The following is a 14,657-nucleotide window of genomic DNA, read 5'->3' as shown; positions in this document are numbered from 1 at the left end:
TATCTTACCCCAATTCTAAAGCAATTTCTATCATTTCTTTAAAGGTTTGCTCTCTTTCTTCTGCCGTAGTTCTTTCTTTAGTTACCAAACTATCTGAAATTGTTAAAATAGACAAGGCATTTACATTGTGTTTTGCTGCTACTGTATACAAGCCAGAGGTTTCCATTTCTACACATAAAACACCATAATCTGCCCATTTTTTATAGCTATCAAACTCATCTGCATAAAACTCATCAGAACTTAAAATTCCACCAGCTTTTACCACTATATTTTTTTCTTTTGCAATTTCAACAGCTTTTTGAAATAACTTAAAACTCGCTGTTGGCGCATAATCTGCTCCGTTAAAACGGATGGTGTTTAAACCAGAATTTGTAGAAGCTGCCATTGCCAAAACAATATCTCTAATTTTCACTTCCTTTTGATAAGAACCTGCAGAACCAACTCTAATTAAGTTTTTAACACCGTATTCTGTTATTAATTCTGTAGCATAAATTAATGTAGAAGGTATTCCCATACCAGTACCTTGCACAGATATTCTTTTACCTTTATAAGTACCGGTAAACCCTAACATTCCACGTACGTCATTATATTGAATACTATCTTTTAAAAAAGTATCTGCAATCCATTTTGCTCTCATAGGATCTCCAGGTAACAGCACTGTTTCTGCAATTTCTCCTTTTTTGGCTGCGATATGTACACTCATAATTATTTAATTTTTTTTCCCAATAAATTGGTGGAAATTGTTGTAAAAACTACAATACTAATAGAACTTAAAGGCATTAAAATAGCTGCCATTACAGGTATTAATTGCCCTGTTACCGCAAAATACAACCCGATTACATTGTAACATAAAGATAGTATAAAACTGTATTTTATAATTTTAATCGCTTTTTTAGAAGCCTTTATATATTTCCCTAATTTATTAAATTTTGATGCATCTAAAATTCCGTCACATGCAGGAGAAAACACATTGATGTTTTCTGACAAAGCAATACCAACATCACTTTGTGCCAAAGCACCAGCATCATTTAAACCATCACCAATCATTACCACTTTTTTATTTTCTTTTTGCAGATTTGCAACAACGTTTAATTTATCTTCTGGTTTTTGATTGAACAATAAATTTGTGCCTTCTGGTAAGAATTCTTTTAGAAAACCCCTTTCGCCTTCATTATCACCAGAAACAACTGCTAAATTAAAACTGCTTTTTAAAGTATTAAATAAATCTTTTACCCCTTTTCTGTAAGAATTTTTAAAGGTAAACTTTCCTTTATAGTCATCATTAATACCAACATAAACGGCTGTGTCTAAAGTTGATTTATCTTCATTATTTTTAACAAAAGAAGATGATCCTAACTTTAATTGAAAGTTTTTATAAGAAACCTCTATTCCTTTACCAACAATTTCTTTATAATCTGTTATTGCTAAAGTTTTTACTTCTTCTAAAGAGTTGTACAAAGTTCTACTTAACGGATGATTAGAAGCTCTTAAAGCGCTTTTTAAAATGCTTTTTTCTTCCTCATTTAATGGAATCCCGTCATAAGAAATAGTGTTTTCTTTATGCGTTGTTAGCGTACCTGTTTTATCAAAAATAATAGTATCTATTGCCGCTAACTGCTCTACAACAGTTGCGTTTTTTAAATAAAATTTCTCTTTCCCAAAAAGTCGTAACATATTACCTAAAGTAAACGGAGCAGCCAAAGCAATGGCACAAGGACAAGCAATTATTAAAACTGCAGTAAATACATTTAAAGCCTTACTAGCATCAAAATACAGCCAAAACGCAGTTGCTAAAAAAGCTATAGACAATACAATAATGGTAAAGTTTTTACTAATTTTATCTGTAACTGTTTTAAAGTGCGACTTATTGTCTTTATTAAAAACATCATTACTCCATAATTGGGTTAAATAACTTTGAGAAACCGATGCCAAAACTTCCATTTCTAAGACCCCAGAAAGTTGTTTACCACCGGCAAATAATTTATCTCCAGATTTTTTAGACACTGGCACTGCTTCTCCGGTAACAAAACTATAATCTATATCTGCATTACCGTTAATTAGAATTCCGTCTGTAGGTATTAACTCTTGGTTTCTAATTAACAACCGATCTCCTTTTTCTATATCATAAATAGCAACGTTTTCTTCTTTTCCTTTAGATGAAATACGTGTTACTGCAATAGGGAAATACGATTTATAATCACGCTCAAACGACAAAAAATTATATGTTTTTTGTTGAAAAAACTTTCCTAATAAAAGAAAGAAAACCAAACCGGTTAAACTATCAAAAAAACCTGCCCCTAAATTAAAAATAATTTCAACACAACTTCGGATAAACAACACCGAAATACCCAGTGCTATAGGAACATCAATATTTAATATTTTAGAACGAATACCTTTAAAAGCAGATATAAAATAATCTTGCCCTGCATAAAATACAACTGGTAAAGAAAATGAAAACATTAACCATCTAAAGATATGTTTGTATTTTTCTATCCAAAAACCATCTACTTCAAAATATTCTGGAAACGATAAAAACATAACGTTACCAAAAGCAAAACCAGCAATACCTAACTTATAAATTAAGCTTCTATCTACCGCTTTTTTTCCGCTTTCATAATCTTCTAAACTAATATAAGGTTCGTAACCAATAGCACTTAAAAGCAGTACTATTTCTTTAAGCGTAGTTTCTTCTGAATTAAAAGTAACTCTTACTTTTTTCTTTGGAAAATCTACTTGAGATGAAGAAACCTTTTTATTTAACTTATGTAAGTTTTCTAACACCCAAATACAAGAACTACAATGAATATGTGGTATGTATAAAGTTGCTATTTGTGTATTACCATCATTAAAATCCAATAATTTTTCTGCTATTTCGGCATTGTCCAAGAAATCATATTTTCCTTGAATTTCAGTCGGAATTGCCCCAGGATTGTCTTGAAAATTGTAGTAACAAGTTAAATCATTCTCAGAAAAAATTTCATAAACCGTTTTACAACCGTTACAACAGAAACTTTTACCGTCAAATTCAATTAAATTATCATCACAAGAATCACCACAATGATAACAATGTGTAGAATTCATATTTACTCTTTTGCCTTTTACAAATTTACAATAAGAATCACGTTTTAAAACATGATATTTATCACATTTTTAATATATTTGATACCCAAATACCAGTAGTCATTATGAGTAAATGTGAGCAATGTATTATTCGTCAACTAAATTCTATAAAGCACTTAAGCAGAGAGGAGTTGGTTAAGATGACTAATTGTAAAACATCGAGAGTTGTTAAAAAAGGTGAGGCTATTTTTGAAGAAGGAGAGCGCCTAAAAGGCATTTTCTGTATAAAAGAAGGGGTTTGTAAAATCTCTAAAATGAGTGAAAATGGTAGAAATCAAATTATTAGTTTGGTTACTAGAGGCGATTTATTAGGAGAAAGAAGCTTAATTTCTGACGAAGCTTCTAACCTTAAAGCCGTTGCTTTAAATGACATGCAAGTGTGTTTTATTCCGAAAGAAGAAATTCTGAAAGATCTATCAAAAAACCCTAATTTTACCATGAGTGTGCTTAAAGACATGGCTCAAACCCTAAAACAAGCAGACAATGTGATTGTTGATATGGCCCAAAAAACGGTAAAACAACGTTTGGCTGAAACGCTTTTAAAACTACTTGATAAATTTGGTACAAATGCAGAAAACACCATAGACATTCATCTTTCTAGAGAAGATATTGCCAATATTATAGGTACTGCTACAGAATCTGCTATTCGTTTATTATCTGATTTTAAAAAGAAAAAAATTATTGAGTTTAAAGGGAAAGATATTTCGATACTTGATAGAAATGAATTAGATAAAATTGCACAAGGTTTTTAAACACTTTAACCTTAAGTGTACTAATTTTTAATATGTTTTGTCATTTATTTTTGACATCAAAATATGCTTTCATCGTAATTTTTAATACGATTAACTTTCTTTTTACTTCTATTTAAACAGAAATTAAAAACACTTTTTTACATAGGGTTACTAAAAAAAAACCACTTCTTTTAACCTTTACTAAGCATATAGGTTATACAAAAACTCCTTTACCTTTTCTAATGAAGAGAAATGATAACAAGATCGTTTTATCAACATCAAAAAAATAACTAAAACATACTTACTGAATTTAACAAACATTCTGCTAAAAACTAGTATCAATATAAAAATAGAATGCTCATTTGTAATGAAACAAATGAGCATTTACTTTTAAGTTAAATAACTTAAGTTAAGGTGAACTAAATTCAAAATTTAATTCTTTTGGGGGAATTTGAATATTATATCAAAATTTCTAATTAGTCAATTAATCAACATTTAAAAAAGTTTCTTGACTAAAAGTAAAAACATCAGAAGGCGTTCTTGCTTCTTTAAAAATAGCTTCCATTTCTTTTACAACTTCTGGATGCAGTTTTGCCACATTATTTTTTTCTCCTAAATCATTATTAAGGTCATAAAGTTCCATTAACTTGTTTGGTGTTTTTAAAACATTATATTTTACTGCTTTCCAATTTCCTTTTCTTACTGCTTGTCTCCCACCTTTTTCATGGAACTCCCAATATAAATATTCATGTTCTTTTTGATCTTTTTTATTCCCTAATAATTCTGGTAAAAAAGAAATTCCATCAATATTTTTAGGCACATCAACACCTGCTATCTTAGAAAACGTTGGAAAAACATCCCAAAAAGCAGAAACATGATCCGTTTTACTACCTGGTTTAATTTTACCTGGCCATTTTGCAATCATAGGCACTCTAATACCACCTTCGTATAAATCTCTTTTTGTTCCTTTAAAAACACCGTTACTATCAAAATATTTTGGATCAGCTCCTCCTTCTTGATGAGGTCCATTGTCTGAAGTAAAAATAATAATTGTGTTATCTTCAATACCCAATTCTTTTACTTTCGCCATAATTTCTCCTACTTGTTGATCTAATAAATCTATCATTGCAGCAAAAGCGGCATGAGATTCTTTTTGAGAAGCATAAAATCCTTTTCTATACTTAGGACCATCGTCTACACCTTTAAATTCTTTTTCTGGTAAAAATTTATTTCTATATTTCTCCATTAAATCTTCTGGAGCTGCAAGTTCTGCATGCGGAATAATAGAAGCTACGTATAAGAAAAATGGATTCGATTTATTTTTCTCTATAAATTGTATTGTTTTATCATGAATTAAACTAGGAGCATACTCTGTTCTTGATAAACCTAAATTACCTTTTAAAACAATAGAATCATTATTAGACCATAAGTGATCTGGATAATAATGATGTCCTAACCGCTGACAATTGTATCCATAAAACTCATCAAAACCTTGTTTTACAGGATCTCCTACTGAACCAGGAAAACCAAGTCCCCATTTACCAAAAGCTCCAGTTGTATATCCTGCTTTTTTCATTACTTCTGCCAAAGTATAAGTGTCATCAGGAATAGGATATTGACCTTCTGGCTCTACTTCTTTATTACCTCTAACGGCAGTATGTCCGGTATGCATCCCTGTAAGAAGCGCAGATCTAGAAGGAGCACAAACTGTACTACCAGAATAATGCTGTGTAAAAAGCATCCCTTGTGAGGCTAACTTATCAATATTAGGTGTCGTAAATTTTTCTTGCCCATAACAACTTAAATCACCATATCCTAAATCATCTGCAAGAATATATATAATATTAGGTTGTTTTTCATTTGCAACAAATTGACTCTTTGCTACAGAATCTTTTTTTTGGTCTTTTTTAGAAGAGTTACACGATGTAAAAAGTATAGCTGTAGCTACTACTATTATGGAAAAATAAGGTTTAATCATTTGGATTAATTTATAAAATAGAAATTAAAAAAGATCTAATCTCTAATTAATTGGTTTTAAATTAAAAAAATATATTATTAACGATTTTTGTTATAATTTATATCAACAACTAAAAAACTTCTTTGTAACCAATTCTAAATAATATTTATGGTTATATAATTAGCTGTATTTAGCTTATTTTCAAACTCAACTTTCATTAACTCAGTTTAAGTTAGTTAAATATTGATATAAATAATATCACTCATCAAAACTACATACTTAAACAACTTTAATATTCTCTTTTGCTACCTACATTTGTTGCAAAAAGTAATAAATGCTAAAAAAACCCTATTTTGCAACATTATTACTTACAATCAACAACATTTTAACCCCTTTAAACAAGGTAAGGGTTAAAAAAAATAGAGATATTGTAATTCAGTTCTCTTACAACTATTTCTATAACTAATAAGTAATATTCTACCATAAAATGCTACTTTTTTAATTTATAAATAACAAAACATATGTTTTTTAACTATAAACTTTTTTCAACAACCTGTTTTTTAATATTTATTATCTCACTAAGTACTGCAAAAACTTTTTCGCAACAAAGTGAAACTTATTTTCATGAACTAAACACACAAGGGATCCCTTTCGACAAAAAAGTTAATACGTTGTTTGTAGACAGCTTTGGGTACCTTTGGATAGGAACTGACAATGGTTTGTATCGTTATGATGGAAATAATTTAATAACGTATCAATCTGATGTTTTTGATCCAAATTCGATACCTAATAACGGTATTAATTCTATTATTGAAGATGACAATAAAAACCTATGGATAGGAAGTGAAAGCTATTTGATTCACTTTAATAGAAATGAAGAAAAATTTAAAGGTTTCTACAAAAACACAAAAGTAACGGTTCTAAAAAAAGCTAATAACGGAGACATTTGGGCAAACCTACAAAACACAGGTTTAAAAAAAATAATCCCTAGTAAAGAATTTGATTCTGCTAATTATAACACACAGTTTAATTATAACAATATTATTAAAATAGGTAAACAAATTGAATCTTTTTTAGAAGATAGTTTTGGTAGATATTGGTTAGGAACAAGTAAAGGAATACTTATACGAAACGAACAAAACGAATATATACAAACAAATTTCACCCATGACATAAAATCTATAGAACTTTATGAAAACAATAAAATTATAGCCCTTACCGAAAAAGGTTTTTATGTTTTAGGTTACAATAAAACTGATTTTAAAATAGAAATACTAGAAGAATACAACCACTTTATGCTACCTTTTTCTCCTGATGCGGTTTCAACTTCATTAACTTTAAATGTTAACAGTAGCTCCGTTTGGGTTGGTACAACAGGTGGATTGTTTAAAGCAATTAGAAAAAATAATCGTTATGAATTTAGTTGGTTTCCAAAAGATAACAAAAGAGGTAGTTTAAAAAGTAATCATATTAATGACTTAACTTTTGATACTAATGGAAATTTATGGATAGGTTCTTTAAAAGGGATTAATAAACATTTAGGTAGAACGTCTATTTTTGATTTCAAAAAAATAGAAACATCAAGCAGCAGTGAGAGCTCTACTGTTAGAAGTATTTTATACTACACCCCTAACACCACTTTAATTGGTATGAATGATGGCTTATATAGATATAACACCAAATTAAACGAATATTATAAAATAAAAACCCCTCTTAATAACATTAATCTTATTTCTCAGAACTTCGAAAAAGACAAACTTTTATTGGTAAACGGGAATGCCCTATACATAACTGAAGATTTTAAACCTATGAAACGAAGTTTAAACGTAAAAGTTATCAGAAAGTTTAAAAACCTTATCATGGACATTGCTGTTCTAAATAAAAATGAAACTTGGGTTGGACTTTGGAATGGGGGTATAGAAATCGTTAATTCTGAAATTGAGTTATCTAAATTTAAAAAAACAGTAACAGAAAAACTAGCAAAAAACCATACATCTTGTTTATTATATACCAAAAATAATGAGTTATGGATTGGTACAAGAGGGGAAGGCTTATTTAAGGTTGATTTTAATAATGAAACTATAGAGGAATATCTCCCTTCTTTTGAGAATGGTTTAACATCTAATGCTATTTTAAGCTTACATGAAGATAGCCATGAAAATATTTGGATTGGAACAAGAGGGGGTGGATTAAATAAATATAATAAAGACACAAACAACTTTAAACACTATGGCAGAATTAACGGACTAACCTCTAATACTATTTCTGCAATAGAAGAAGATGACAATAATAACTTATGGTTAAGTTCTCAGAATGGGCTAATTCGTTTCAACTTAAAAACCGAAAACTATAGACATTTTGGATTCGAAGATGGCATTAAAGAGAGTCAGTTTGTATATAAATCTAGTTCTTCAAACAGACCCGGTAACAATATTTATTTTGGATGCATAGGTGGATTTTACACTGTTTTAACAAATAAATTTTCTAAAAACAATAAAGCACCAACTACCGTAATTACAAGTTTTACAACTCTAGGAGCCACAAAAGCAAACCAAACAAACACTGCTATAAAATCATCTAGTGCTATTAAAATTAACTCCAACAAATCAATTATTTTACCGTATAACCAAAACAATATTGTTGTTAATTTTTCTTCTTTAGACTTTACAACTCCAATAAAAAATGAGTATGCATATAAACTAGAAGGGCTAAATAATTATTGGATTTACACCAATGCAACTAACAGAAATGCAAATTACAACGATTTATCTCCCGGAAAATATACCTTTAAAGTAAAAAGTTCTAATAGTGATGGTGTTTGGAATGAAGTTCCTACAGAATTAAACTTTACAATTAAACCTCCTATATGGAAAAGTACTGCAGCATTTTTTGCCTATTTTTTTATTAGTATTATTTTATTTCTTATAGGCGGTATTTTAATTAGAAGATGGTATCGACTAAAAAAGAACTTAGTAAAAGAAACTATTAGTAGAGAAAAAGACAACGAACACAACAGAATGAAAATGGTCTTTTTTACAGACATTTCTCATGAATTACGCACACCGCTTTCTCTAATTTTTGGAACTATAGAAAAAGTGATAAAGGAAAAGAATTTTACCCTAAGCCCAATAACCTCTCAACGTATTTACAATAACACCCTTAGAATGCGTAGGTTGATAAATCAAATTATGGACATTAGAAAATTTGATGAAGGTAAATTTAAGCTAAGAATAACTAAAAATGATATTGTTAAAGATATAGACATTATAAAAAAAGCATTTAATGATTTTGCTAAAATGTCTAACATTAAATATGAATTTTCATCAGAAGAACAAAAAATTAAAGGTTGGTACGATGTTGATATTTTAGAAAAAATACTCTTTAATTTACTATCTAATGCTTTTAAATATACTGCTGAATCAGGAGAAATAAATGTTAATTTAGAATTAATATCTGTTACTGATAAAAATGCAACCACACTTAATTTAGAACAAGGAACTTATATAAAATGTTTTGTTAGAGATAATGGTAGTGGTATACCAGAAGCAGATTTACCTTTTATTTTTAATAGATATTACCAAGCAACAAAAACATCTGGTAACAATATTCCTGGTACAGGTATTGGTATGGAATTAGTTCAAAAACTAATAGAAAGACACCACGGTAAAATCACCGTAGAAAGTAAAGTAAACACCTATACTAAATTTACTTTTATTATTCCGATTGATAAAAAAAGATATAGTAAAGATGAACGCCTAGAAATGTCTGAACCTCTTAAAAAGAATTTTATTAAAAACTCAGAATTTCAAGTGATAGAAGAAGTTTCTTTGGCTCACGAGGCTAAAACAAAAACGAAAACCAATAAACCAAAAATTTTAATTGTAGAAGATAATCCAGATTTAAGGCAAATGATAAAAGAAGAATTACAAAACGACTTTTATGTAAAAGAAGCTATAAACGGAGAAAAAGGATATGATGCTATTTTAAAAGAAAAACCACAACTTATAATTAGTGATATTTTAATGCCGGTAGAAGACGGAATATCAATGCTTAAACGTATTAAGAAAAATCCAGAGATTAATAAGATTCCTATATTTATGCTTACTGCTAAAAACTCTGAAGAAACTAAAATTGAATGTTTAAGTTTAGGTGCAGATGATTATATAGAAAAACCATTTAGTTTAGAATTTGTGAAATGGAAAGTAAAAAATGCCTTATTAAGCAGAAAACAACTTAAAGAACAATACAGTAAGGTAATTACTGCAGAACCTTCTGAAATTGAGATAGATTCTAACAATGATAAATTTATTAGAAAACTAGTAACTATTATAGAAAACTCTATGAATGACAATCTTTTAAGTGTTGAATTTCTTGCCTCTGAAGTAGGTATGAGTAGAGCTAATTTATATAGAAAATTACAAACTATTTTAAATGATACACCCGTTAATTTTATCAAAAAAATTAGATTAAAACGTGCAGAACAACTTTTAAAGAAAAACGAACTTTACCTTTCTGAAATAGCCTATATGACTGGTTTTAATAATCAAAAATATTTTGGTAAATGTTTTCAGAAAGAATACGGTATGAGTCCAACAGAATATATAAAAAGACACAATACTTAAACTACTAAAATGCACCCTATATCTAAACTTATATTTTTAACAACTCTACTGCTCTTTTGCTTAAGTTGTACTAAAGTTACCCCAAGTAAAACGATTAAAAAACCAAACATTATACTAATTAATGTTGATGATTTAGGGTGGAAAGATCTTGGTTTAATGGGGAGTTCTTATTACGAAACGCCCAATATTGATGCCTTTGCAAAAGAAGGAATGACCTTTACAAGAGCTTATGCAGGTGCCGCAAACTGTGCACCTAGTAGAGCCTGTTTAATTTCTGGTTTAAACACTCCTAGACATGGTGTGTTTACCGTAAGTCCTTCGGATAGAGGGAATAAAAAAACTAGAAAATTAATTCCTATAAAAAATACAGAGCATTTAAACGATACTACTTATACGCTTCCAAAAATGCTTAAATCCGCAGGGTACATTACCGGAAGTTTTGGTAAATGGCACGTTGGTAACAATCCTTTAGAGCAGGGTATTGATGTTAATATTGGTGGCAGTAGCAAAGGAAATCCAGGTAAAGGAGGTTATTTTTCTCCCTACAATATCGATTTTATTAAAAACGGACCAAAAGGAGAGTATTTAACCGATAGATTAACCAATGAAGCCATTTCTTTTGTAGAAAAAAACAAGGACACCTCTTTTTTCTTATACCTACCCTACTACACCGTGCACACACCAATTATGGGTAAGGAAAAATTAATTGAAAAATTTAAAAACAAAGAAGGAAGTAATGGACAAAATAACCCAGAATATGCCGCAATGGTTACTTCTTTAGACGAAAATATTGGTAAACTTTTAAAGAGTGTAAAAGCAAAAGGTTTAGAAAAAAATACGTTAATTATTTTTACTTCAGACAATGGTGGTATTCGTGCTATTTCTCATCAGAATCCTTTAAGAGCCGGTAAAGGCTCTTATTATGAAGGAGGCATTAGAGTACCGTTAATTATAAAATGGCCAGAGAATATCATACCAAATACAACATCAAATCAAATTGTATCTAATTTAGATTTTTATCCTACGTTGCAACAAATAGCGCAACCAGAAAAAAAAGCTAATCTTTTAGATGGTATAGATTTAAACGAGATCATCAAAAAAAACGCTCTAATAAACAGAGATTTATTTTTTCATTTTCCTATTTATTTACAAAAATATAGCAAAGGAAATGATGGTAGCAGAGATTCGTTATTTAGAACAAGACCTGGTTCTGTTATTGTTTCTGGTAATTGGAAACTTCATCATTATTTTGAAGACGATGCTCTAGAACTTTATAACTTAGACAATGATCTAGGTGAAAAAAATAATTTAGCCGATTTAAATCCAAACAAAGCGAATGAACTTTTAAAAAAGTTAGAAACTTGGAGAGAAAAAACAAACGCTCCAATTCCTACTAAAAAAAACCTAGATTACTCCGAAGTGTTTGAAAATCAACAAAAAATGAAAATCACTGAAAAAAACTTAAATTTTAACCACTTGCAACAATAACACCCCTTTTTTGGAACTTTTTCCTCCATTATTCACTTAGAAATTAAAGAACTTAGCAACACAAATTAATTACTAATTCTTTAAATATTAAGTAAATATGAAACAAAAAACTACTTTTTTAAAATCAGCTTTTATAATGGCTGCATTGTTTATTGCTGGTAACAATTTAAGTGCACAAACATTAGAAGCGCATTACAAATTTGATAACGGTATTACTGATGAAACTGGTAACTGGAACTTAACCGCTACTGATGAAAATGGTTCTATTACCTATGAAACAGGTCAGGATGGAACTGTCAATGGAGCTATTTCTGGTTTTGATCGCGAAGATTTTTTATCAACTGTATCTAATTTCCCTATTAGCGGAGATGCAAGTAGAACAATGACTGCGTGGATTAAATTGATTGCTTCCACACCTCAAACAGCAGTTGTTGGCTTGGGAGAAAATGTAAAAGGTAAAAAATGGACATTTGGTCATCAAGGTATAAAGGTTAGAACTGAAATAAATGGAAAAGGTGTAGGACTTGGCGCTATGACAATTGATACTTGGCATCATATTGCAGTTGTTTGGGACAAAGATAATTCTGCAGTTCGCGTATATCTTGATGGTGAATTAAAAGGAACCAATACTACTTGGGGTGATATTCTAGATACAACAGAAGCTCCTATGTTAATAGGAAATGATTACAATGCTACTCCTTCTAATAGAGGTTTTAATGGTGCAATGGATGATGTTCGTATTTACACAGGTGCTGCAGATGACACTTTTATTAAAAGTATTTATGATACAACAGTACTTGGTATTGATGATAATATCGTTAAAACTTCCTTAAACGCCTTCCCTAATCCGGTAGTTGATCGTTTATCTTTTTCTTCTGATAAAATTTCTTCTGTAGAAATTTACAACATATTAGGCGCTAAAATTTCTTCTCAAAAAATTAGTAACAAAAGCATAGACATGAGTTCTTTATCTAAAGGAGTTTACTTAATTAAATGCCAAGATAAAAATGGTTTAAATATAGATACCGTTAAGGCTATCAAACAATAATTTTATTACATATTACTCTTAAAAGAGAGTGATAGATTTAGTTATCACTCTCTTTTCTATTCAAAAATATTTAAAATCATAAAAAATCAACTTAATTACTATTTCTTATTTATACGAGTAAAAAATATCTTTCTAAATAATAATAAAATTACATCAAGGTAAATGAAAAATCTCTTTGAAATTACTGTCTTTTTATTGGTATTAATATCCTTTACTACAAATGCACAGAACCAAAAACCAAACTTCTTATTCATTATAACAGATGATCAAACAAATGAATCTATACAAGCTCTTGGAAACACAGAAATTGAAACTCCAAACCTTGATAAGTTAGTATCAGAAGGTGTAACATTTACACATGCTTTTAACCAAGGATCTTGGTCTGGAGCTGTTTGTGTAGCAAGTCGTTCTATGTTAATCACAGGACAAACAGTATTTAGAGTAAAAAAAAACAAAGCCTATCTTCCTTCTGGTTCAGAAAAAGATAAGAACAAAATAGAAGTTGCTTTATGGCCAGAAGTAATGTCTAAAAATGGATACAAAACTTTTGTTACAGGTAAATGGCACAATTCGGGCTATGCTTTATTAAAGGGTTTTGATACAGGTAATTCAGTTTCAATTAAAGGATATTTAGAAACATATGATGCTAACGGCTCTAGTAAAATTGCTTATAACAGAACAGACAACAAAGATTGGCAGCCTTGGAACAAAACTCTAAAAGGACAATGGACCCCAATAGTAAAAAACATTATTTATAATGAAAAAAATGTTAAAAAACTTAGCGCCTTGTCTAACGTAAACCAGCATTCAACAGCACATTATACAGATAAAGCCATCAATTATTTAATGAATGATGCAAAAAAATCTAACTCTCCTTTTTTTATGTACGTTGCTTTTAATGCACCACACGACCCAAGACAAGCTCCTAAAGAATTTGTAGATAAATATCCATCGGCATCCATAAAAATACCCGAAAATTATTTAGAAGAACATCCATTTGATCAAGGTGAAAGATACACACTTAGAGATGAAAAAATAATGCCTTTTCCTAGAACAAAAAAAGGCGTTCAGTTACATAGAAGTGAATATTATGCCGCAATCACTTACATTGATAGTCAATTAGGTAGAATTTTAGAAGCTTTAGAAAATAGTGGAAAAGCTAAAAATACCTATGTAATTTTTACTTCAGATCATGGTTTAGCTGTGGGGCAACATGGCTTAATGGGTAAACAAAATCAATATGACCATAGCATAAGAATGCCTTTAATTATTAAAGGTCCTAATTTAGAAAAAGGCAAACAAGTTAACACTAAAGTGTACATGCAAAGTATTTATGCTACCACTTGTGATTTAGCTGCTATTGAAACTCCAAAATCTGTAGAATTTAAAAGTTTTAATAATTTGCTTAAAGGTTATGAATACACAAAAGAAGAAGGAGAAGAATATGTTTTTGGCTCTTATAAAAAATTTCAACGAATGATTAGATCAGATAAGTTTAAACTAATTGTTTACCCTAAAGCAAATAAAATTCAATTATTTGATCTTATTAAAGACCCAAAGGAGATACACAATCTAGCATCTAATCGAAAATATAAAAAAATAAAAAAAGAACTTTACAAACAGCTACAATTAAAGCAAGAAGAACTAGATGATGATCTAGATTTAACTTTAATAATAAAAAATAACTAACA

8 protein-coding genes are annotated in these 14,657 nt (G+C 29.6%); 5 read left to right on the top strand and 3 right to left on the bottom strand.

Features of this window, described 5'->3' with window-relative positions:
• Positions 1-4: 4 nt before the first annotated feature.
• Together deoD and WHD07_RS16225 are read right to left on the bottom strand one after the other, a co-directional pair.
• Positions 5-703 (bottom strand): purine-nucleoside phosphorylase, encoded by a 699-nt coding sequence (gene deoD, locus WHD07_RS16230; RefSeq protein WP_105047788.1) that lies wholly within the window; start codon positions 701-703, stop codon positions 5-7.
• Positions 704-705: 2 nt separating this feature from the next.
• Positions 706-3,081 carry a heavy metal translocating P-type ATPase gene (locus tag WHD07_RS16225; protein ID WP_343329237.1) on the bottom strand — a complete coding sequence of 792 codons (2,376 nt, stop codon included), beginning with the start codon at positions 3,079-3,081 and terminating at the stop codon, positions 706-708.
• Positions 3,082-3,185: 104 nt separating this feature from the next.
• On the opposite strand from WHD07_RS16225, the gene WHD07_RS16220 reads away from it, so the two are divergent.
• A complete protein-coding gene (locus WHD07_RS16220; protein WP_343329236.1) occupies positions 3,186-3,872 on the top strand; it encodes a Crp/Fnr family transcriptional regulator in 687 nt (228 codons plus the stop codon).
• Positions 3,873-4,335: 463 nt separating this feature from the next.
• Here WHD07_RS16220 and WHD07_RS16215 read toward each other — a convergent pair whose 3' ends face one another.
• Positions 4,336-5,829, bottom strand: coding sequence for an arylsulfatase (locus WHD07_RS16215; protein ID WP_343329235.1), 1,494 nt, complete (start codon positions 5,827-5,829; stop codon positions 4,336-4,338).
• Positions 5,830-6,329: 500 nt separating this feature from the next.
• Here WHD07_RS16215 and WHD07_RS16210 point away from each other — a divergent pair, with 500 nt between their 5' ends.
• The 4 genes from WHD07_RS16210 (at position 6,330) to WHD07_RS16195 (ending at position 14,655) form a co-directional block, all read left to right on the top strand.
• Entirely contained in the window at positions 6,330-10,430 is a 4,101-nt protein-coding gene (locus tag WHD07_RS16210) for a two-component regulator propeller domain-containing protein (RefSeq protein WP_343329234.1), read from the top strand.
• Between the two features lie 9 nt (positions 10,431-10,439).
• On the top strand, positions 10,440-11,918 hold the full coding sequence (locus WHD07_RS16205; protein WP_343329233.1) for a sulfatase: 1,479 nt from the start codon (positions 10,440-10,442) through the stop codon (positions 11,916-11,918).
• A 97-nt stretch (positions 11,919-12,015) separates the two neighbouring features.
• On the top strand, positions 12,016-12,966 hold the full coding sequence (locus WHD07_RS16200) for a LamG-like jellyroll fold domain-containing protein (protein ID WP_343329232.1): 951 nt from the start codon (positions 12,016-12,018) through the stop codon (positions 12,964-12,966).
• A gap of 162 nt (positions 12,967-13,128) precedes the next feature.
• Positions 13,129-14,655 (top strand): sulfatase-like hydrolase/transferase, encoded by a 1,527-nt coding sequence (locus WHD07_RS16195; protein ID WP_343329231.1) that lies wholly within the window; start codon positions 13,129-13,131, stop codon positions 14,653-14,655.
• Positions 14,656-14,657: the final 2 nt, after the last annotated feature.

Source organism: Polaribacter staleyi (assembly GCF_038024045.1).
In the GTDB taxonomy this organism is placed as follows: domain Bacteria; phylum Bacteroidota; class Bacteroidia; order Flavobacteriales; family Flavobacteriaceae; genus Polaribacter; species Polaribacter butkevichii.
Note: the sequence above shows the minus strand (reverse complement) of the source record. Positions and strands in the feature narration are given on the sequence as shown.